The organism is Achromobacter sp. T5-5 (genome assembly GCF_055397965.1).
This window is the reverse complement of record NZ_AP027919.1, coordinates 637,801-658,514: the sequence shown is the minus strand read 5'-3', so window position 1 is coordinate 658,514 and position 20,714 is coordinate 637,801. Positions and strand designations below refer to the sequence as shown.

At 69.5% G+C, this 20,714-nt stretch carries 17 protein-coding genes; 7 read left to right on the top strand and 10 right to left on the bottom strand.

The window, feature by feature from the left end:
- Positions 1-23 precede the first annotated feature (23 nt).
- A complete protein-coding gene (locus tag ACZ50Q_RS03035) occupies positions 24-818 on the top strand; it encodes an SDR family oxidoreductase (protein WP_076517213.1) in 795 nt (264 codons plus the stop codon).
- A gap of 21 nt (positions 819-839) precedes the next feature.
- On the opposite strand, the gene ACZ50Q_RS03030 is transcribed toward ACZ50Q_RS03035, so the two are convergent.
- The 4 genes from ACZ50Q_RS03030 to ACZ50Q_RS03015 all read right to left on the bottom strand — a co-directional run bounded on the left by ACZ50Q_RS03030 (position 840) and on the right by ACZ50Q_RS03015 (position 3,814).
- On the bottom strand, positions 840-1,769 hold the full coding sequence (locus ACZ50Q_RS03030; protein WP_076517215.1) for a LysR family transcriptional regulator: 930 nt from the start codon (positions 1,767-1,769) through the stop codon (positions 840-842).
- Positions 1,770-1,780: 11 nt separating this feature from the next.
- A complete protein-coding gene (locus ACZ50Q_RS03025; protein ID WP_464080500.1) occupies positions 1,781-2,800 on the bottom strand; it encodes a DUF1254 domain-containing protein in 1,020 nt (339 codons plus the stop codon).
- A 226-nt stretch (positions 2,801-3,026) separates the two neighbouring features.
- Positions 3,027-3,584, bottom strand: a complete 558-nt coding sequence (locus tag ACZ50Q_RS03020; protein WP_464080499.1) for an ureidoglycolate lyase — start codon at positions 3,582-3,584, stop codon at positions 3,027-3,029.
- Positions 3,581-3,814, bottom strand: coding sequence for an Arm DNA-binding domain-containing protein (locus ACZ50Q_RS03015; protein ID WP_092581516.1), 234 nt, complete (start codon positions 3,812-3,814; stop codon positions 3,581-3,583). The genes ACZ50Q_RS03020 and ACZ50Q_RS03015 overlap by 4 nt, the downstream gene beginning before the upstream one ends.
- Before the next feature lie 99 nt (positions 3,815-3,913).
- Here ACZ50Q_RS03015 and ACZ50Q_RS03010 point away from each other — a divergent pair, with 99 nt between their 5' ends.
- Positions 3,914-4,294 (top strand): cupin domain-containing protein, encoded by a 381-nt coding sequence (locus ACZ50Q_RS03010; protein ID WP_076517224.1) that lies wholly within the window; start codon positions 3,914-3,916, stop codon positions 4,292-4,294.
- A 14-nt stretch (positions 4,295-4,308) separates the two neighbouring features.
- Here ACZ50Q_RS03010 and ACZ50Q_RS03005 read toward each other — a convergent pair whose 3' ends face one another.
- Complete coding sequence (locus ACZ50Q_RS03005) at positions 4,309-5,550, bottom strand: MFS transporter (protein WP_464080498.1); 1,242 nt, start codon at positions 5,548-5,550, stop codon at positions 4,309-4,311.
- 260 nt (positions 5,551-5,810) lie between these two features.
- On the opposite strand from ACZ50Q_RS03005, the gene ACZ50Q_RS03000 reads away from it, so the two are divergent.
- Positions 5,811-8,951: a WG repeat-containing protein gene (locus ACZ50Q_RS03000; protein ID WP_464080497.1), complete on the top strand. Its 3,141-nt coding sequence runs from the start codon at positions 5,811-5,813 to the stop codon at positions 8,949-8,951.
- Between the two features lie 2 nt (positions 8,952-8,953).
- A complete protein-coding gene (locus ACZ50Q_RS02995) occupies positions 8,954-11,842 on the top strand; it encodes a WG repeat-containing protein (RefSeq protein WP_464080496.1) in 2,889 nt (962 codons plus the stop codon).
- Here ACZ50Q_RS02995 and ACZ50Q_RS02990 read toward each other — a convergent pair.
- Positions 11,836-12,696, bottom strand: coding sequence for an isocitrate lyase/PEP mutase family protein (locus ACZ50Q_RS02990; RefSeq protein WP_464080495.1), 861 nt, complete (start codon positions 12,694-12,696; stop codon positions 11,836-11,838). The two genes, ACZ50Q_RS02995 and ACZ50Q_RS02990, sit on opposite strands and share 7 nt — an antisense overlap.
- Positions 12,697-12,798: 102 nt before the next feature.
- On the opposite strand from ACZ50Q_RS02990, the gene ACZ50Q_RS02985 reads away from it, so the two are divergent.
- Positions 12,799-13,689, top strand: coding sequence for a LysR family transcriptional regulator (locus ACZ50Q_RS02985; RefSeq protein ID WP_464080494.1), 891 nt, complete (start codon positions 12,799-12,801; stop codon positions 13,687-13,689).
- 6 nt (positions 13,690-13,695) lie between these two features.
- On the opposite strand, the gene ACZ50Q_RS02980 is transcribed toward ACZ50Q_RS02985, so the two are convergent.
- The 3 genes from ACZ50Q_RS02980 to ACZ50Q_RS02970 all read right to left on the bottom strand — a co-directional run bounded on the left by ACZ50Q_RS02980 (position 13,696) and on the right by ACZ50Q_RS02970 (position 16,320).
- Positions 13,696-14,511: a siderophore-interacting protein gene (locus ACZ50Q_RS02980; RefSeq protein ID WP_464080493.1), complete on the bottom strand. Its 816-nt coding sequence runs from the start codon at positions 14,509-14,511 to the stop codon at positions 13,696-13,698.
- Positions 14,512-14,538: 27 nt separating this feature from the next.
- Complete coding sequence (locus tag ACZ50Q_RS02975) at positions 14,539-15,312, bottom strand: PadR family transcriptional regulator (protein ID WP_464080492.1); 774 nt, start codon at positions 15,310-15,312, stop codon at positions 14,539-14,541.
- A gap of 129 nt (positions 15,313-15,441) precedes the next feature.
- A complete protein-coding gene (locus tag ACZ50Q_RS02970; protein ID WP_464080491.1) occupies positions 15,442-16,320 on the bottom strand; it encodes a helix-turn-helix transcriptional regulator in 879 nt (292 codons plus the stop codon).
- A 96-nt stretch (positions 16,321-16,416) separates the two neighbouring features.
- Between ACZ50Q_RS02970 and ACZ50Q_RS02965 the strand changes: the two genes are divergently transcribed.
- Positions 16,417-17,871: an MFS transporter gene (locus ACZ50Q_RS02965; protein ID WP_464080490.1), complete on the top strand. Its 1,455-nt coding sequence runs from the start codon at positions 16,417-16,419 to the stop codon at positions 17,869-17,871.
- A 36-nt stretch (positions 17,872-17,907) separates the two neighbouring features.
- Here the strand turns inward: ACZ50Q_RS02965 and proC are convergent, their stop codons facing one another.
- Positions 17,908-18,714, bottom strand: coding sequence for a pyrroline-5-carboxylate reductase (gene proC, locus ACZ50Q_RS02960; RefSeq protein WP_464080489.1), 807 nt, complete (start codon positions 18,712-18,714; stop codon positions 17,908-17,910).
- A 531-nt stretch (positions 18,715-19,245) separates the two neighbouring features.
- Between proC and ACZ50Q_RS02955 the strand changes: the two genes are divergently transcribed.
- Positions 19,246-20,673, top strand: coding sequence for an FAD-binding oxidoreductase (locus tag ACZ50Q_RS02955; RefSeq protein WP_464080488.1), 1,428 nt, complete (start codon positions 19,246-19,248; stop codon positions 20,671-20,673).
- The last annotated feature ends 41 nt before the right edge of the window (positions 20,674-20,714 follow it).

Genomic DNA, 20,714 nt, shown 5'->3' with positions numbered 1-20,714 from the left:
CCATGAAAAAAACGGAAACCCTCATGAACCCTGGCGCCCTGCCCGTGGACCTGTCCGGCAAGCGGGTCATCGTCACCGCGGGCGCGGCCGGCATCGGTGCGGCGCTGGCCGACGCCTTTGCCGAGCGCGGCGCGCGCGTGCACGTGTGCGACGTCGACGACCAGGCCCTGGCCGGCTGCCGCCACGCGTGGGCGCGCGCGGACGTGGGCAGCCGCGACGAGATCGACCGCTACATGCAGACCGCGCTGTCGCACCTGGGCGGCCTGGACGTGCTGGTGAACAACGCCGGCATCGCGGGTCCGACAGCGGGCATCGCCGACATCACGGAAGAGGAGCTGGCGGCGACGCTGGACATCAACCTGGCCTCGCAATTTCACACCGTGCGCCACGCGCTGCCCGCGCTGCGCCAGGCGGGCGGGGGCAGCATCATCAACATCAGTTCGGTGGCCGGCCGGATGGGGCTGCCCATGCGCACGCCCTATGCCGCCACCAAATGGGGCGTGGTCGGACTGACCCGTTCGCTTGCGGTCGAGCTGGGGCCGCTGGGCATCCGGGTCAATGCGCTGCTGCCCGGGCTGGTGGCCGGACCGCGCATCGAACGGGTGATTGCGGCGCGGGCCAAGAACATGGGACTGTCGGTCGAGGAACAGACCCGGCTGGAACTGTCCGGCGTCAGCCTGCGGCAGTTCGTGCGCGCGGCGGACATCGCGAACATGGCGCTGTTCCTGGCCAGCCCTTTTGGGGCGATGGTCAGCGGGCAGGCCATCAGCATCGATGGCGACCTGCAGTCCCTGCCCTGGCAGCCGCCGGCGCAATGACACCGCTTGCAGGCCCGGCGTCTACGCCAGCAGTTCGATGGTTTGCGCGTAGACGCCCTGGCGGCGCGCCTGGGCGGTGGCGCGCAGGGCGTCCAGCAGCCGTGCCGTCAGGTCCTGGTTGCGCGATTCCGTGCGGGTGATGAGCAGGAAGTCGAACCACTGCCGCGACGCCAGCGGCAACGCGACCAGGTCGGGGAAGGACGCCACGATGTCCGACGCCGACAGCGCATTGACCAGGCTGATGCCCTTGACCGCGCGCACCGTGCCCGGCACCAGCGACATGTGGGCCTGCATGCCGGAGCGCAGCAGCAGCGAGTCCGCGATGTCGCCCTGCGCCACGACGTAGTCGGACCACAGCGGCTTGACGTAGGTGTCGGGCGGGATGTCCGCCACGGCAACCGTATCGTGTCCGGCAAGCGGATGCTCGCGATGCGCGATCGCCATGACGTCCGCGCGCAGGAATGGGGTGAAGCTCAGTCGCGTGCTGTCGCGCCCCACCGCGCCCAGCCCGAAATCCGCGCGCATGGTTTCCACCGCGCTGATCACCTGCATGGACGACTCGACGTCAATGGAAAACGGCCGCGTGCCGTTGGCGTCCAGGTAGCGGCGCACGGCGTCGGGCGCGTAGCCCAGCGCCAGCGCGGGCGACGACGCGATGCGCAGGCCGCGCCCGCCGAACTGTTCGATGCTGTGCAGGGCTTCGTCGATGCGCACCAGCTCGTCCAGCACGAACTTGGCCTCGCTGTACAGGTATTGGCCGGCCTCGGTGGGACGCAGGGTCTTGTGGGAGCGGTCGAACAACTGCACGCCCGTGGCGCTTTCCAGCCGCGAGATCGCATGGCTGATCGCGGGCTGGGTCAGGTGCATGGCATGGGCCGCCTGCCGCGTCGAGCCGGTCATGACGACGGCGTAGAAGATGCGCAGGTCGTGGATGTTGAAGTTGCGCTTCATGCGGCGCGTGCCTAGTTCTTCCTGGCCGGCGCGGGCGGCGCGCTGCCGCCGCCGAAGGCGAACAGCCCCATCTGCGCGCCGGTGGCGCGCGACAGGTAGTCATTCTTGAGCGCGTCGCGGTTACCAAAGAGCCCGTCGGTATCCGTGCCTTTCGCCGCGCGGTTCTTGTCGATGTCGTTTTGCGCGTCGTGCATGCCCTCTTGCAGGGCGCGACGCAGCGCGGGGTTGAGCGTGGCGGTCTCGTAGGGTTCGCCGGGACGCATGCCGAGGCTGGCCATGCGCTCGCGCAGCCCCTTGTCGGACGCATGGGCAGGCGCGAATTGCAGCAGGAACGCCAGTTCGTCATAGAACGCGAGCGAGGCGTACATCTGGGCGCGCGGGACCGGCGCCGCCCCATCCACCGGCGCCGGCGCGGGCGCGGCCCGCTTTTGGAATGCCGAAAGGGGCTGGACCTTGTAGCGCATCTGGATGCGCCGCGCGTTGTCCTGGTCCGCGGGAGTGAAGCGCTGCGTGCGGCCCACCAGCGTGGCAAGTTCGGTCTCGGACCGGAACACCTTGGTGATGCCGGCGGGTGTCTTGCCCTTCCAGGAGGGGCCGGCGATGAGGAACGTGCCGCCGCCGATGCCGGACGAGCCAAGTCGGGCGAGGCGGTACGTGTACAGGTCCATCAACTGCAATGAGGCCTCGCGCCGCTTTCCGATGCGCGGCACGGTGATGACCACGGGCTCGGCACGCAGGTCCAGGGCGGCATACGAGTACAGGTACCCCGGATCCAGGTTCGCCGCGGCTGCGGCGGCGGTGCCGACCGGGTTGATCGTGTTGGGCGGGCCCTTGTAGTGCGCGCCGGTCTTGTCGAGGCTGTAGGCGTACATGGCCTGGTAGCTGGCGACCATGGGCGCGCCGTAAAGATAGGCCTCGCGGGCAATGCTGCGCGCCTGTTGCCCGGTGATGCCCTCGATGCCGACCGATTGCGCGCCCGCGGCATCAGGCGACGTGACGCTGCATCCTGGCAGGAAAACCGCCAATGCCATGGTTGCGGCCAGGCTTGCGAGCCGGGCTGTGAGTCGTCCTGTGACCCGTCCTGTAACCCGCCCCGCAACGGGGCGGCAGGCGGCGCGGCAAAATCCGTTGCTACTCTGGCGGTGGCGCATTCAGGGCTCCGGCATGGCGGGATGGCTCAGGCGCCCGGATGACGACGGGGGGTGCGCCCGGCTCGAATCCGGGGGATTCTGGCATATTTCCCCCTCATGCAGGGGCTCAGGCGCTCTGGGGCAGATCCTGCGGCACGTCGAGCCGATGCGCGGGGATGGCCACGATGGCGCTTTCCGTGGCGCTGGCGTCGGTGGTCAGGTGCTGGATCAGGTCGATCGTGGTGGAGCGGCGGGTCAGCATCAGGCAGGTGACCTCGGCGTCCGTCACGCGGGTGGCATGCCAGCAGCCCGGCCGCATGCACACCCCCTGCCCTTGCGCCACCCGAAAGGCGGCCAGGGTGGACAGGTCGGGGCTGCCGTCGTCGGCGCTGCGCGCCACCACCTGGATGATGCTGCCCGTCAGCGGGACGATGGCCTGCTGCGTCAGCAGGTGCTTTTCCAGGCTGGCGATCTCCGTGGACTGGCTGCGGTAGTTGACCCACAGCACCTCGGCGTCGCCACCCGCCCCGGTGTTGAACAGGTGCTCATGCCAGAAGTCGGTGGCGGGGTTTGTGTACAGCGGCACGCCGTTGCCGTCCGGCATGGGCTTGCCCAGCATCCAGCCGAAGGCACTGAAGGCCTCCGGCGTGAGGTCGTTGATTTCAATCTGCGTGTTGCTCGTCATGCAGAATCCTGTGATGGCTTGCCGCCGCGTTTGGGAAATTCGGCGTCGTAGTCGAAGTCGCCCCGCGCGATGGCCTCCAGGATGGCGGCGCGACGGTCCGCGGCGCGCTTGAGGTTGGCGGCGGTGGGCTTGACCCGGATACGCTCGACACAATGCCGGCCGTCAAAGAAGAAACCGATCTCGATGGACGACTCGGACGCGGGGCGCACCCCTTCGAATCCCTTGCTCATCGCGTGCTCCCCTGTTGCCGATGGCCCACATGATAAACGCATCGATATGACGGCAGCGCTGGCATACACTGCCCGAATCCCCTTTCCGAGGAGGCGCAAATGGCTACTGACCTGACGTCGCACTACGTGTATCTGGACGCCAGCGGCGCCGCCGCCGTCGTGACGGGCGGCGACGCATTCTGGTCGCAGTCCGGCGAAGACCTGGAGAAGTACGGGCGCGGCTGGCTGGTGTCCGAATACGAATTCACGTCGGACTGGCCGCAATGGGAGATGCATCCGGGCGCCGACGAAATCGTGCGGCTCATGGCCGGCGCCGCGGAGCTGCACCTGGAATGGCCTACCGGCATCCAGCGTGTGAAGATGCTGGCCGGGGACGCCTACGTCATCCCCAAGGGCGCATGGCACACCGTCAAGGTCATCGAGCCCTGCCGCATGCTGCACATCACCATGGGCGCGGGCACGCAGCACCGGCCCGCCTAGCGCCGCGCCGCGCGCTACCCCGCCGCGCCGGCGGGGCGCACGCGTTGGATCTCGCGGTCGTCGATGGGCCAGTGCAAGGCGGCCGACAGCACGCCCAGCGCCATCGCGCCCAGCCAGATCAGGTCATAGGACCCGGTGGCCTCGAACACGACGCCGCCCAGCCACACGCCCATGAACGAACCCAGCTGATGGCCGAAGAACACGAAGCCGAACAGCGTCGTGATGTAGCGCACGCCGAACACCTGCGAGATCAGGCCATTGGTGAGCGGCACCGTGCCCAGCCACACAAAGCCCATGACCGCCGCGAACGCATACACCGACCAGGTCGACAGCGGCAGCAGCACGAATAGCGCGATGGCCGCGGTGCGGACGAGGTAGAGGCCGGCCAGCAGGTATTTGCGCCGATGGTGCGCCCCCAGGATGCCGCAGACATAGGTGCCCATGACGTTGGTCAGGGCGATGATGGCGAGCGCGGCCACGGCGTCCGACGCGCGCAGGCCCTTGTCCATCAGATAGGCGGGCAGGTGCGTGCCGATGAAGGCAAGCTGGAAGCCGCAGGCGAGAAAGCCCAGGTTCAGCAGCCAGAAGCCGGGCCGCGTGAACGCCTCGCGCATGGCGTCGGTCAGCGACAGGTTTGCGTCGGGCGCGCTTGCGTCGCGCAGCCGGCCGGCGGGCTCGCGCAGCGGAAACGCCAGGGGCAGCAAGATCAGCAGCGCAACGGCGAATCCCAGCAGCGCCGCGACCCAGCCCCAACCGCCTATCAGCCATTGCGCGGCCGGCACCATCGTGAATTGGCCCAGTCCACCCACCGCCCCGGCCACACCCAGCGCCCAGCCGCGCCGCTCCGGCGGCACCAGCCGGCTGAGCGCGCCGTAGATGGCGGCAAACGCGGTGCCGGACAGCGCAATGCCGACACAGACGCCGGCGGTCCACATGAAGCCCGCGGGCGTGGTGGCGTAAGCCATGCCCGCCAGTCCAACCGCATAGAACACCAGGCCGCCGGCGATCACCTTGGCCGATCCAAAGCGGTCCGCGATCATGCCGGTGAAAGGCTGCGCGACACCCCAGGTCAGGTTCTGCACGGCCAGCGCGATGGCAAAGGTCTCGCGGCTCCAGCCCCGGTCCATGGTGACGGGCAAAAGGAACAGGCCCTGGACGTGCCGCACGCCCAGGGCCAGGCCCATGATGGCGCCGCCGGCCAGCACCAGCAGCCAGAGCTGCGATGCATCCAGGGAAGATTTTTGAGGGATGGACATGGTGGACCTCTCGCAGGGAACGTCGCCCCGCAGCAGGCGGGCGCCGGCTCTATTACAGGGGCGCCGCCCTGGCGCTTCAACCGATTAATTTTTGCCGGCTGCATGCGCGGGCGGAATGCGATCCGGGCGCCCCCTCGGACCGGACGGCGGCCGCGGACGTTAACGCTTCGTTTTCTATGGTTACATCTAAGGCGATCCGTCCCTGGTAACGCTGGTTACAGTGCTGCCTTCTCCATTCACCTCGGCAGGCATCGACTCATGTGGCACGCCCGGTCTGGCACTTTCACTTCCGCGGTTCCTGGCCGCGCCCGCAAACCATGACGGCGGCGCCGTTCTTCAGGCCCCTGGCGCTCGCCGCGGCGCTGGCCGGATTGGCGCTGCTGGCGCCCGCCGGCGCGCACGCGCAGCCCGATTGGACGCAGCAATGCGGCCTGAACTACGTCGGCGAAGGCGCCGGCACGCCGTGCAATCAGCCCTACCAGGAAGGCCTGGCCGCCGTGCTGGTGGGCACCGCCGATGGCGAATCGGCCGCCTGGGGCTATATCGACAAGCAGGGCGCCATGGCCATCGCGCCCGCGTACTCGGACGCCCGGCCCTTCCAGAACGGACTGGCCGCGGTCAGCCGGGACGACCTCTGGGGCTACATCGACCGACAGGGACGCTGGGCCATCGAGCCGCGGTTCTCGGAAGCCACGGGGTTCAACGCGCAGGGGACGGCCTTGGCCGAGGAAAACGGCCAGGACGTACTGATCGACCGCCACGGCAAAGTGCTCAAGACCTTTGCGCTGGGCACGCGCACGTCGGGCTTTGCGCCCGGCCAGACGCTGGCGGCCATGGAGATCCCGACACCGCCCAGCCTGTTCAACACCACGACCGGCAAGCCGGCCGCGCTGCCCGAGGACGTGATGGCGCTGGCCGCGCCCAGCGGCGGCTATCTGCCCGCCCAGGCGCGCGGCTCGCGCTACGGCGGCTGGTGGGGGCTGCTAGACCGCCACGGCGCATGGGCGGTCGCCCCGCAAACCTTGCGTTCCTTCGCCCCGCCGCTGCGCGACGGCGACGTGGTGGCCGTGAATCGCGAGCGCGCCTGGGAATTCGTCGACCTGCGCGGCGAGCCGCTGTCGACGCAGCGCTACACCAGCGTCCAACTGCTGGCGCCGGGCGTATGGCTGGCCAAAGCGGGCGCCAACGGCGGCACGTCGCTGCTGGACGGAGAACTCCAGCCCCTGCACGTGTTTCGCGACGACTACCTGGGCGTGGCGCAGCGCGAGGGATGGCGCATCGCCTCCGAACCCGGCATGACGCTGCTGATCGACCCCGCAGGCGGCGTGCAGCTTCTGGCGCTGCGCAACGGCGAGGTGAAAGTCCACGACGGGCGCGCGTGGGTGTACGGCGCGCCGGCGGGGCCGGCGGCGGACTCCACCGCCGATACGATGCATGCGGCCGATGCGGCGCAGGCCGGTGGGGACGCGGCTGCGGCCAAGGAGGCAGAGGCAAAACCCGAGGCAAACCCAGAGGCAGAGGCCGCTGCGGACGCGATGCAGGAGGCGTCAGCGGCCGAAACCGCAGCCGCCTTCGTGGACCCGCCAGTGGCGGCCCAGGCCGGCGATGCCGCGACGCAAGCCGCCAGCGACGCCGCCACGGCTGCCAGCGACGCCGCCACGGCCTCCTACGACACCGCGCAGGACGCGGCCCTTGCCGCCGACGATGACCTATCGCTCTACCAGATCTACGCCCGCGACGGCCGCGCCATGCTGGATGAGGCCACCCTCTCCCGCCTGCGCGGCTACGACGTCAGCGAGTTCCATTACCGACGCGAAGCCGTCGGCAATGCCGACGCGCCGCTGGCGCTGCTGCGTCCCCTCGACTATGACAAACCGCTGGGGGTGCTGACCGCCGCGGGCACCATCGTGACCAATCCCGAGTGGGACAGCATCGACACCTACGACGTCGCGCTGCCGATCGTCGCACGCACCAGGCAGTACCAAGTCGGCGCAATCGGTCCCGACGGCGCGTGGGCCGTCGAGCCGCGGTACGCGGAGATGCGCCCTTTCAAGGGCGCCTACACCTGGGCCCGCACGAAGGACATGGACCGCCGCGAAGCCGACTTGATCGATGCCCGCGGCCAGAAGGTGCCCGTCCCGGCCGAGGTGCTGGAAGAGGCGTCGCGCATTGATGGCGACCTGCTGCATTACCGCGCCATGAACGAAAACCGCCAGCGCCGCTGGGGCATCTGGAACCTGCGCAAGGGCGCGCCGATGCTCAAGCCGGTCTACGACCAGATCGAGGAATTCGAGGACGACTGGGCCAAGGTGCAGGACCAGGGCCGCTGGGGCGTGGTCAACCGGGAGGGCAAGTGGGTGCTGCCCGCCCGGTACGACGGCGCGTACGACCTGGAATACCTGGGCAACGGCCTCATGCTGGTGGATGCGCCCGACGCCAAGCGCGAGCGCGGCGGCTATCGCGAAAGCGCCTACCGCGTGATCAACCTGCGCACGGGCAAGGCGAGCGAACCCGTGATCGGCAAGCCGCAGAAACTGCAGGACGGACGCTACCTGGGCGAGCTGGCCGACGAGAGCGCCGTGCTGTTCGACGCGCAGGGCGCCGCCCTGCGCGTCTCGAACGGCCGCGCGGCGCGCACGCAGCAATACGGGGAGTGGATCCACGTCGAATACGACGAGCGCGAAGGCGCCATCGACGCGCGCGGCAACCTGAAGGTGCCTGCGCGCTATGGCGAATTCAATCCGTTCTTTGCGCAGCCCGAAGGCCTGGCGCGCGCCTACCTCGGACCGGGCTACCGCGTGATCGACCAGACCGGCAGGACCGTGCTGGAAAAGTGGGGCGACGGCACGCCGCTGGCGTCGATGCGGCGCGTCGTCTTCAATGACAGCGAGGATTCGTCCAGCATCATGGTGGACCTGCAGGGCCGCGAGATCGCGCGGCTGCCGGGCCGCTACGCGTTCGACGCCGACAAGGCCAGCGAAGGCGTGGTGCCCTACAGCGATGCCCGGAACAAGTACGGGTTCATCGACGCGGACGGCAAGCGCGTCGTGGGCGCGCACTTCGACTATCTCGGCCCCTTGAAGGACGGGCTCGCCCGGGCCCGCCGCCTGGCGCGCACCGGCAAGCAGTACGGCTACATCGACCTGACCGGACGCTACGCCATCGCGCCCGCGTTCACGTGGGCCGACGACTTCCACGAGGGGCGCGCGCTGGTGCGCCGCACCCGACTGGTCGAATACATCGACACCAAGGGCAAGACCACCGCGCTGTTCGGCCTGCTGTGCGGCACGATGGTGATCGTGGACGCCCAGGACAGGCAGAGCTGGCCGCCGCGCAAACTCGACTGCCCCGAGGCCGCTGGCATCACCCCTCCCGCAACTGAACAAGCCAACGCAGAATGATCATGACGTCACGTGTGCTTCGCACCACCCGCATCGCCTGCGCCCTGGCCGCGCTGGGCGCGTCCCTGTCCGCGCAGGCGTATTCCGGCCATGTGTACTGCCTGGGCGAGGTCTTCTACGAGGCCTATCCCGCCGCCGACGACATCGCCTCGCGCAGTCCCTTCGGCAACGGCTGCATCCGGGACCTGCACGACGAGCGCGCCGCGGTGCTGCTGCCTTCGGCCGTCGAGAACATCGACCGCGTGCCGCGCGACTTCTCGCTGCGCCGCCATGCCTGGGGCTTTCTGGACGCCGATGGCCGCGTCGCGATCAAGCCCATCTTCGAGGCGGTGCGCGACTTCCGCCATGGACTGGCCGCGGTGCAGTGGCAGGGAAAATGGGGGTTCATCGACACCAGGGGCCGCATGGCGGTGCGGCCGCGCTATGACGCGGTGCAGGACTTCGTCGAGGTCGGACTGGCGGTGGCCACCCTGGACGGCAGGCCCATGCTGATCGACCGCCAGGGCAAGCCTGTCGGCCAGCCGTTCGAGGAAGTCGTGCGCGACGTGCGCCTGTCCGACGGCGTGCCCGCGCGGGCGACCGTCCAGTACCGGGAAGAGTACCGCTCGGCCTCCGGCGAACGCCGCTACGGCGGCGCCGGCGTCGTGATCACGCGGCCGCTGGGGGACAAGGGCCTGTACATTGCCTCCGATGGCCAGGCGAAGTACGGCGTGGTGGACAAGGACTGGAACTGGGTCGTGGAGCCGGTGCTGGACGACATCTACGTGCAGGAGGGCGCCGGCGTGGCCACCGGCTACGGCGCCGAGGGCTCGATGATGGTGACCGCCGACGGCAAGCTCATCGGCGCCGGCCAGCAGTACGAAAGCATGAATCCGGTGGGCACGGCGTTCTTCAGCGCGGCGCTGCCGCGCCAGGCCGGCTTTGCGGTGCTGGACCGCGATGGCACGGTCGTCGCCACCCTGACGCAGGACGAAGGCCACGCCTCGCAGCGCCATGCCGACATCATTGTGTACCCGTCTGGCGACCAGCTTGTGGCGCTGGTCCCGGGACACAAGACCCCCGTCACGCTGGGCCAGGGCTTGTCGGTGACAGACGAGATGGAGGGCTATGTGCTGTTCGTGGATGGCTCCAGCCGGGCCGCCGGCCTGCTGACGCCCTCGGGCGCCTGGCTGCACGGCGCCAGCGCGCCTGCCTGGCTGGCAGACGCCCGCCGCATCGCGGTGCGCGAGGGCAATCTGTGGCTGTCCGGCGCGCAGGACGAGCTGCTCAACGTGGTGGACCGCGAGGGCAAGGCGCTGCTCAAGCCCGAGACCGTGGCGGCGCTACGGGACCGGCCGCTGACGCCGCTGCCGGGCGGCGTGCCGGGCGGTCCGCTGGGCCTGCTCGGGCAAAGCCATTGCCAGTGCGATGACGTGGAGGTGGGCCTGCTGCTGGCGGACGGCAGCATCGTGACCGATGCCTCGTGGTCTGCGGTCACGCCGCTGGACGATGCCGGCGGCCAGGCCGATGCCCCGATCAAGGCGGACCCGTTGCGCTACGCCGCCGAGACCGACGAAGGCATGGTGCTGCTGGATGCGCGCGGCAAGGCGCTGGACCTGCCCGTTCAGCAGCACATCGGCATGTTCCGCCACGGTTACGCGCAGGTCTATGGCGATGGCGTGGTGCGGATGATCGATCGCGCGGGCAAGACCTACGCGCTGCCGGAGAACTTTGATTCGCAGGTCGTGGCGCCCGGCGTGGTGCGCTTCCTGAAGACGGCGGCCGACGGCGCGCCGTGGGGGCTGTACGACTTCGTCGCCGGCAAGGAGCTGGCCGCGCCCGCGTTCAGCCGCATCGGCGACTTCCACAACGGCCAGGCGGTCGCCGCGCTGGGCGCGGGCCGCGTCGGCGTCATCGACATGCAGGGCCGGTGGATCCTGCCGGCCAGTCATCACGACGTCGAACGCGTGAACGAGATGCTGTGGCGGGTCTCGCAACCCGGCAAGCAGGAGTTCGAATCCGACCGCCCCGCCGCCGTCTTCAATGCGCAAGGCAAGGCGCTGACCGCCTTCATGCCCGGCCTGCAGATCGGCGACTTTGGAGATGGCTCGCTCAGCGCGGGCAATCGCGAACGCCGCTGGATCATCTCGCCGGACGGCTCGGACGCGCTGGACATGAAGGACGCCGACTACATCCGCCTGGGCGACTGGATGGAGATCCGCCGCCCGAACCGCCAGGGCTACCTGAACGCCAGCGGCGCCTGGCAGATCGAACCCGCGGCCTGGACCGCAACCGATTTCCGGGGCGCGCCCGCGCGAGCCCTGGCGATGGACGCCGCCGGCACGCGCATCATCGACGCCAACGGCAAGACCCTCGCGACCTTGCCCAAGGGCGAATGGGTCTGGCCGCGCCGCTCCGACATGCTGCTGCGCCATTACTCGACGGACCGCGGGACCCGGACCGACTACACCGACCTCTCGGGCAAGCCCCGGCTCACGGTCGACGGCCTGGCATCGGCGTTCTCGGACGGCCGCGCCGTGACGCAACTGTCCGGCGGCGGGGTGCGCTGGGTGGACACCCGGGGCGCGCTGGTGGGGCCCGCCTTCGACGCGCTGGGCGCGATGCGCGAAGGCCTGGCGCCTGCCCGCAAGGACCGCAGCTATGGCTACGTGAACCGCGAGGGCGAGTTCGCCATCCCGGCAGACTTCCAGGCGTTGTCGGGCTTCTCGCAACAGCGCGCCGTGGTCTCCACGGATGACGTGTCGCAGATCATCGACGACACCGGCCATCGGCTCGCCTACGTGCAGATGCAGTGCGGCATCCGCACGCTGTACGGCGCCGCCGGGCAGCGCCTGTGGCCGCTGCGCATGCCCCGCGGCTGCAAGGACCGTCCGCAGGCCAGCGCCTACTGAGTATCCAGCGCCAGATAACGGCGGGTCTGCACGATTTCTTCACGCTCCTTGAAGCTGGTCAGGCGGTCCGCCAGCGCGCTGCTGTCGCCCGTCTGCCGGATGGCTTGCAACGTGGCCTGCATCGCATGGATGGCCGCGCGCTGCAGGTCCGACGGAATGATCGCCAGGCGATAGCCCATGGCGGCCAGGTCCGGCAGCGGCACCAGCGGCGTCTTGCCGCCGTAGAACATGTTGATGAGCTTCAGGCCGGGCAGCCGCTCGGCGATGGCGCGGATCTGCGCCAGCGTCTCGGGCGCCTCGACGAAGATCATGTCGGCGCCCGCTTTCAGGTAGCGCTCGGCGCGGGCGATGGCCGCGTCGAAGCCTTCCACCGCGATCGCGTCGGTGCGCGCGATGACCAGCGTGTCCGCGTCGGCCAGCGTCTGGCGCGCGATGTGGACCTTGCGGCACATCTCGTCGGCGTCCACCAGGCTCTTGTCGTCCAGGTGGCCGCAACGCTTGGGAAAGGACTGGTCTTCGATATGGAACGCGGCCACGCCCGCGCGTTCCATCAGGCACACGGTGCGCTCCACATTGGCCGATCCGCCAAACCCCGTGTCCGCGTCCGCCACCACGGGCAGGCCGCTGGCGTCGACGATCTTTTCCACGCGGTCCATCACCTCCGTGAAGCTGAGCAGGCCGATGTCGGGATAGCCCGCCGCGCGGGCGATGGCGCCGCCGCTGGCGTAGACGGCCGAAAAGCCCGCCGCGGCGACCAGCCGCGCGGACAGGCCGTCGTAGGCGCCGGGCGCGACGACGATGTCTTCAGACAGGCGCTGGCGCAGCAGCGCGCCGGGATTCGGGGTGGCGGTCATGGATTTCCTTCGGTGCGATTGACGATGCAGGCATGATCGGCGCGCGCGACTAGAATGTCCAATATATGAAAACTTGCTGATCAGTACTTTTTAGGTATCTGTATGGAACTGCGCCATCTCCGCTATTTCGTCGTCACGGCCGAGGCCCAGCATTTCACGCGCGCGGCCGAGCTGCTGGGCATGGCGCAGCCGCCGCTCAGCCAGCAGATACGCCAGCTTGAACAGGAAGTGGACACGCCGCTCTTTGACCGCACGGGGCGGGGCGTCGCGCTCAACGACGCGGGCCGCGCGTTTCTTGTGTGCGCGCAAGACATCCTGCAACGCGCGGACGCCGCGATGCGCACGGCCCGGCGCGCGGCACGCGGCGAGGTCGGCGAACTGACATTGGGATTTACCGAGTCGGCGTCCTTTAACGGCGTGGTGACCGAACTGATCCGCCAATACCGCGAACGCTACCCGGAAGTCGAGATGACGCTGTCGCAAGGCGACAGCGAAACGCTGGTGGCGCGGCTGCGCGAAGGCGCGATAGATGCCGCGTTCGTGCGGCCGCCGTTCGCGCTGGAAGGCGGACTGGCGTTCACGCAACTGGTTGAGGAACCGCTGGTGGTGGCGCTGCCGCTGGGACATGCGCTGGCGCGCCGCAAGCGCCTCGCGCCCGCCGACCTGGCGCGCGAGCACTTCATCCTGTATTCGCGCAAGTCGGGCTACGGGCTCAGCGCGGACATCATGGCGGCGTGCCGGCAGCAGGGCCTGAGTCCGCGCATCGGCCAGCAGGCGCCGCAGTTGTCATCGGCGGTGAATCTGGTGGCGGCGGGGATGGGCGTGGCGATCGTGCCGGCATCGCTGCGGCACCTGCGGCCCGATGGCGTGGTCTACCGCCCCTTCGCGCTGGACGGGCCCCGGGCGGTGCTGGGGCTGGCGCTGCGCCAGCACGCGCCCGGGGCGCGGGCGGCAAACCTGCTTGCGCTGGCGCGCGAATCCCGCAGCCGGTGACGCCCCTCAGTCGTCGTGCGATTCATGCACGGCGACCGCGCCGCGCTTCCAGTAGCTGGCGGCGCGGATGCGGCCCTTGTCGATGCCGTGCTGCGCCACCATGATCTCGCGCACGGCCTTGGCGGTGGAGGATTCCGCCGCGACCCACACATACCCCTCGCCCTGCGGCAGCGCCAGGTCACGCGCGGCTTCGAGCAACAGCGTGCTGTAGCCCGGCGCGGTGCCGTTGCGGTGCAGCCAGCGCACCGAGGCCTTGGCGGACGTGGGCAGCGGGATTTCATTGGCCTGCGCCGGGACTTCGATCAGCACCAGCGCCTGCGCCGTGGCGGGCAGTTCTTCAAGCCGGCGGGCGATGGCGGGCAGCGCGGTCTCGTCGCCGATCAGCACATGCCAGTCGAACGCCTTGGGCACCACGAACGAACCGCGCGGGCCGCCGATGCCAAGCTGCTGGCCCGGCCGGGCCTGCTCGGCCCAGGTCGAGGCGGGGCCGTCGCCGTGCAGCACGAATTCGATCTCAAGCTCCTGGCGCGCGGTATCAAAGCGGCGCGGCGTGTAGTCGCGCGCGGCGGGCCGCGGCACGCCCTCGGGGAACTTGATGCCGTCGGGCCCGGCGGTGGGCAGCACCGGCGCCAGCGCGGGATCGGCGGGGAAAAAGACTTTCACGTGGTCGTCGAAGGACGCGGACACGAAGTCCTGCAGGTCCTCGCCGGTGAAGGTGATGCGCGCCAGCAGGCCGGCGATGCGCTCCACGCGCGTCACGGTCAGCAGGCGCATCTTCAGGGGGTGGCGAACGCGCTCGACGTTCAGGTCGCTACGGGTCATGGAAACTCCAGAGTGTGGGGGACGCGATCAGTTGCCGGTCTTGCCGGTGATTGCGTCGGTCGCACGCGCCAGGATGGCGGCGATGCGTCGTTGTTCGGCGGGGGAGGCGTCGGTGCGGTCCAGCAGCGCGCGCTTGAGCGCCTGGCGCGCCGCCACGAATTCGGGCAGCCAGCCGGTGCGGGCATCCTCGCCCTCGGGACCGGTGCTGCGCGGCTGGCCGCTCCAGGCCTGGCGCATCCAGTCCATCTTGCGGGCCACGTGCTTGAGCTTGTTGAACATCAGCTCCAGGCGCTCGCGGTTGGCATCCAGGTGCGCGCGGCCGGGCTCGGACAGGTGGTAGCGCTTCTTGGTCCCCTCCTGCTCGACCGTGGCGTAGCCCAGTTCTTCCAGATAGGTCAGCGCGGGATAGACCATGCCGGGGCTGGGCGTGTAGAAGCCGTTGCTCAATGCGCCCAGCGCCTTGATGAGTTCATAGCCGTGGCTGGGGTTCTGTTCCAGCAGGCCCAGCAGCATGAGCTGCAGGTCGTCGCTGGACACCTTGCGGCTGCGGGTGAAACCGCGGCCGTCGCCCCCGAAGCCATCGGCGTCGCCGCGGCCGTCCTGGGCCCCGGAGAACCAGTCGCCGCCCGCGCTGGCGTGACGGGGGTGAGGACGCGCGCCGTGGGGAGAGGCAGGATGATGGCACTCGAGCCCGTGCGGAAGCGGGCCGTGAGGGTGGGAATGGCCGTGGCGTCCGTGGCTGCGGCGGCCCTGACCCTCGAGGGCGCGTTGGAACGCGGCGATGAAATGGGAATGGCGCATGGTGGGCTCCGGCGATGTATCTGGCGATGCATCTGACGATGTATCTGACGTTGTATCTTAAGATATAGCTCGTACGATATATCTACAGACTGGTTGCCGTCAACCCCGCCAGACCCCCGCGCAACCCGCCTACCCCGCCGGGCCACCCGACGCCGGCGGGCTGGCTTGCACCCAGCGGGCGAAGTCCGCCGCCTTGGGCTCGTCCGGCGCGGGCGCGTAGACGACCAGCCGCAGATGGCGGCTTTCATCGACACTCAACGTGGCGTGCTCGAACGCGATATCGCCCAGCGGCCCCACGTGCAGGCTGCGCAGGCCCATGCAGGCGCCATGCACGTCGTGCTCGCGCCACCATGACTGGAAATCGGGCGAGACCCGTTCCAGCTCGTCGACCAGCTCGGCGATGTCGGACACGCCGGCGGCGCTGGCGAAATCGCGCCGGAACGAGGACAGCATGCGGGGCGCCTGCGCCGCCCAATCCACGAAGCGGGTGCGCATCGCAGGGTCCACGAACAGCATCCAGAGCAGGTTGCGGCGCCCAGGCGCCTGCGCTGAAAAACCGAACACCTTGTCCGCGGCGGCGTTCCACAGCACCACGTCCCAGCGCAGGTTCAGGATGTAGGCCGGACGCGTGGGCAGGTCATCCATCAGGCGGCGCACCTGCGCGGGCACCGTGCACCACGTGCGGCCGGTCTCGGCGGGCGGACGCTGGTGCGCCAGCAGGTACAGGTGGCGGCGCTCCGCATCGTCCAGCCGCAGCACGCGCGCCAAGTTTTCCAGGAAGGCGGCCGACACGCTGATGTTGCGGCCCTGTTCGAACCACGTGTACCAGGCCAGTCCGACACCCGCCAGCGCCGCGACCTCCTCCCGGCGCAGTCCGGGCGTGCGGCGGCGCCGGCCGGGCGGCAGGCCGAGGTCGGCGGGGCTGAGGCGTTCGCGGCGCAGCCGCAGGAATTCAGACAGGTCGGCGCGCGTGCGTGCCAACCGGGGGGAAGGGGCAGGTGCTGTCATGGACATATTGCAGGCAGTAATAGCATAAGCAGCTAAATTGTATAAGGCTAAAAGCCCGCCCAGAATAGCGCCGATCTGAACTTTCCTGGCGCTTTCATGACGACATCCACCCTCCCCTCCGCCTGCCAACCCGCCCCCGCCGCGCACGCCGCCTCCCCGGCCCTGGGCCGTCTCGGCCTGGCCGTGCTGCTCTCCGGCGGCTTCATCACGATCTTCGACCTCTTTGTCGTGAACGTGGCCATACCCAGCATGCAAGCCACGCTGTCGGCCAGCTTCGCGCAGATCAACTTCATCATTGCCGCCTACGAATTGGCGTACGGGGTGCTGCTGATCGCGGGCAGCCGGCTGGGCGACCGGCACGGCAGGCGCCGGCTGTTCATGCTGGGCATGGCGGGCTTTGCGTTGGCGTCCGCGCTGTGCGGCCTGGCGCCCACGCCCGGCACATTGATCGCCGCGCGCATCCTGCAAGGCGCGGCCGCGGCGATGCTGTTCCCGCAGGTGTATGCGCTGATCCGCGTCAGCTACGACGGACACGCGCGGCGGCGGGCGTTCGGGTTGCTGGGCATGACGCTGGGGCTGGCCGCCATCGCCGGACAGGTACTCGGCGGATGGATCGTCCATGCCGATCTGTTCGGACTGGCGTGGCGCGCCATCTTCCTCGTCAACCTGCCCTTGGGGCTGCTGGCTTGCTGGCTGGCTCGCCATATGCCCGAGTCCGTCGAGCCCTCGGGCGCGGCGATGGACTGGCCTGGCGCGGCGCTGGTGGGGCTGGGACTGGCGTTGCTGCTGCTCGCGCTGATCGAGGGCCCCGCGCGCCAATGGCCGGCCTGGACACTGGCCTGCGGCGCGGCATCGGCGGCCGCGCTGGCGGCCTTCGCGCGACTGCAGCGCCGCATCGCCGCACGGGGCGGCGCGCCGCTGGTGGACATGGCCTTGCTGGCGCAGCCCCGCTTTGCGGCGGGGTGCCTCGTCGTGATGCTGGTGTTCTCCACCGCCAGCACCATGTTTCTTTGCTATGCCTTGCTGGTGCAGACCGGCTTCGGACGCGACGCGCTGACGGCCGGCCTGATCTTCGCGCCGGCCAGCGTCGGATTCGTGGCGGGGTCGATGGCCGCCCCGCGGCTGGTCGCCAGGTACGGAACGCGGGCGATCGCGCTGGCCGCCCTGCTGTACGGCGGGGCCACGGCCGCGCTGATGCTGCAGACGGGCAGCGCCGGCGCCCATCTGGAGCCCTGGTCGCTGCTGCCGGCGCTGGTGTGGCTGGGCGCGGCGCAGGGCGCCGTCAACACGCCGCTGGTGAATCTGGCGATGGGGCTGGTCCAGGACCGCCAGGCCGGCATGGCGGCGGGCGTGGTCTCGACCTTGCAGCAGGTGGGCGCCGCGCTGGGGGTGTCGGCCGCCGGCATGCTGTATGGCGGCACGCTGGAGGCGTACGCGCACGCGAGCGCGGCCGAGCGCCATGCGCACGCGTTCGCCTCGGCCATGCAGTTCAACGTCGCGGCCATCCTGGCGGCGGCCGCTTTGCTGTGGCTGCTGGGCCGGCGACGCTGATGGCCCGGCGCGCCGCCGGGCCGGGCCCTGGGGCCCTTACCCCGCCGACAGTTCGCGCGCGCGTTGCTCGGCCTTGTGCACGGCCTGCGCGATGGCCACGGCCACGCCCGCTTCCTGCATGTGCGACAGCGCGGCATAGGTGGTGCCGCCCTTGGAGGTGACGCGCTCCTGCAATTCGGACAGCGGCACATCCTCGCTGGCTGCCAGTCCGGCCGCGCCGCGGAACGTCGCGACCGCCAGGCGGCGGGCATCGGCCGGCGCGAAGCCCAGCTCCACGGCGCCCTTTTCCAGCGCGGCCATGAAGTGGAACACGTAGCCGGGACCGCTGCCCGTCACCGCGGTGACGGCGTCGATCATGGCTTCGGTCTCGGTCCAGATGCGTTCGCCGACGGCGGCAAACAGCGCGTCGACCCGATCGCGCTCGACTTGGCCGCAGGCCGGCGTGGCGTACAGGCCGGTCATGCCCAGGCCCACCTTGGCCGGCGTGTTCGGCATGGCGCGCACGATGCGCGCGTGGCCGCCAAGCCAGTCCGACAGCGCGGCAAGTTCGACGCCCGCGGCGATGCTGACCACGGTGGCTTCGGCGGGCAAATGCTGGCGCACCTGGCCGCAGGCTTCGCGCAGCACCTGCGGCTTGGTGGCCAGCACGCACAGCGCGGCGCCGGCGATGTCGGCGGTGACGGTCTCCTGGCACGGCAGGCCGCGCGCGGTCAGCGCCTCGCGCGTGGGCGCATAGGGCTCGACCACCAGGAAATCGGTCAGCGCCCGGCCCTGGCCAAGCAGGCCGTCGATGATGGCGGAGGCCATATTGCCGCCGCCGATGAAGACGATCTTTTCACGCATGATGCTTTTCAGTTCCGGAATAGGGATTGCAGGTCGGGTATCTCGCTTGCGCACGGCCTGGGCGTCCTGCGCCCGCCAGGTGCGGCCCCGAGTCTAAGCGGCATTGTCCCGTTCGTCGCGCAGAATCGCCAGGGCCGCGTGGCCGCGTCCCGGCGCGGCGGATAGCCCGTTGCGGCCGTACCCGGATCCGAACCGCCGGCTGTCCGCCCAGGGGATGCCATATAAATTTCATTTCGAGCGATCCAATTGTATTTCGCTCGATCCGGCGGGAGCAATCCGGGTCACCCATTAGACCTCACGACAGCGGCCCCCTGCCGGGACATCCGCGCGCAACCTTGCCAGAATCGCGGGCCGCGTCCAAGTCCTCTTGTGCAGCCCCCGCGTTGACCTGCGGTTTCAACGCCTAGGACATACCCTAAAATCAATTGCATGACGATTAATCAAATCGAAAAGCGATTTAAGTAATCGTATGCTGTGCCTCAATGCGCTGGGGCGTGCACCGACGCGCCAGCTCCATTCGGGACCACAGACATGACCAACGGCATCACCCTGCTAGACGCGTTGACCCAGGCCCTGGGCCAGGACGCCATTCTTCATTCCGAAGTCGACACCGCCAGCTACACCGAGGACTGGCGCGGCCGGTACAAGGGCCCGGCGCTGTGCGTGGCCCTGCCCGGCAATACGCAGCAGGTGTCGGACATCGTGCGCCTGTGCAACCTGCACGGCACGCCGGTGCTGCCGCAAGGCGGCAACACCAGCCTGTGCGGCGGCGCGGTCCCGGCGGCGGACGGCACCCCGCCCGTCATCGTGAACCTGTCCCGCATGCGCAGGATCCGCGGCATCGACGCGGCGAACAACTCCATGCAGGTCGAAGCCGGCTGCGTGCTGGCCACGATCCAGGAAGCCGCCGCCGCGAGCGGCCGTCTCTATCCGATCAGCCTGGGTGCGGAAGGCTCGTGCCAGATCGGCGGCACCATCGCGACCAATGCGGGCGGCACGGGCGTGCTGCGCTACGGCAATACGCGCGACAACATCCTTGGCCTGGAAGTGGTGCTGCCGGACGGCCGCATCTGGAATGGCATGACCGCCCTGCGCAAGAACAACACGGGTTTCGACCTGAAGCACCTGTTCATCGGCGCCGAAGGCACGATGGGCATCGTCACCGCCGCGGTGCTCAAGCTGCATCCGCTGCCCACCGCCCACGCCGTGGCGTGGCTGGCGCCCGACAGTCCGCAGGCCGCGCTGGACATCCTGGGCCGGTTCCAGGATGCCTGCGGTTCGCGTCTGTCGGCCTTCGAGATGATCGACCGCAACCAGCTCGACGTCGTGATGGAACACGTGCCCGGCCGCAAGAATCCGCTGGCCGGGGCGCATCCCTGGCACGTGCTGGTCGAACTGTCCGACACCGGCGACGGCGCCGGCCTGCAGGACCTGCTGCAACAGATCCTGGAACAGGCTTCCGAGCAGGGCCTGCTGCACGACGCGGTGGTGGCCAGCAACGACACGCAGCGCGCCGCGCTCTGGGAAGTGCGCCACAGCGTGTCGGAAGGCAACAAGAAGGCGGGCGTCGGCCTGACCACCGACAGCGCGGTGCCCGTGTCCAGCGTCCCGCGCTTCATCGATGAAGCCACCCTCGCCGTGCGCCGCCTGGTGCCAGACCTGCCCGTGCTGATCGTGGCGCACCTGGGCGACGGCAACGTCCATTTCATTCCTTTCTTCACCTTCGCCGCCTGGGATGCACTGCCCGACCGCGACGCCATGGCCGCCGCCATCCGGCGCGCCGTCAACGACGTGGCCGATGCGCTGGGCGGCACGTTCAGCGCCGAACACGGCGTGGGCCGCACGTCGCTGGCCGAGATGGCGCACTACAAGTCTGCCGTCGAACTGGACATGATGCGCGCGCTGAAAGCCACCTTCGATCCCTCCAACCTCTTCAATCCCGGCCGCTTGCTGCCCTGAGCCGTCGTTCCCGATCCGTCGTCTTTGACCCGCAGGAGTCT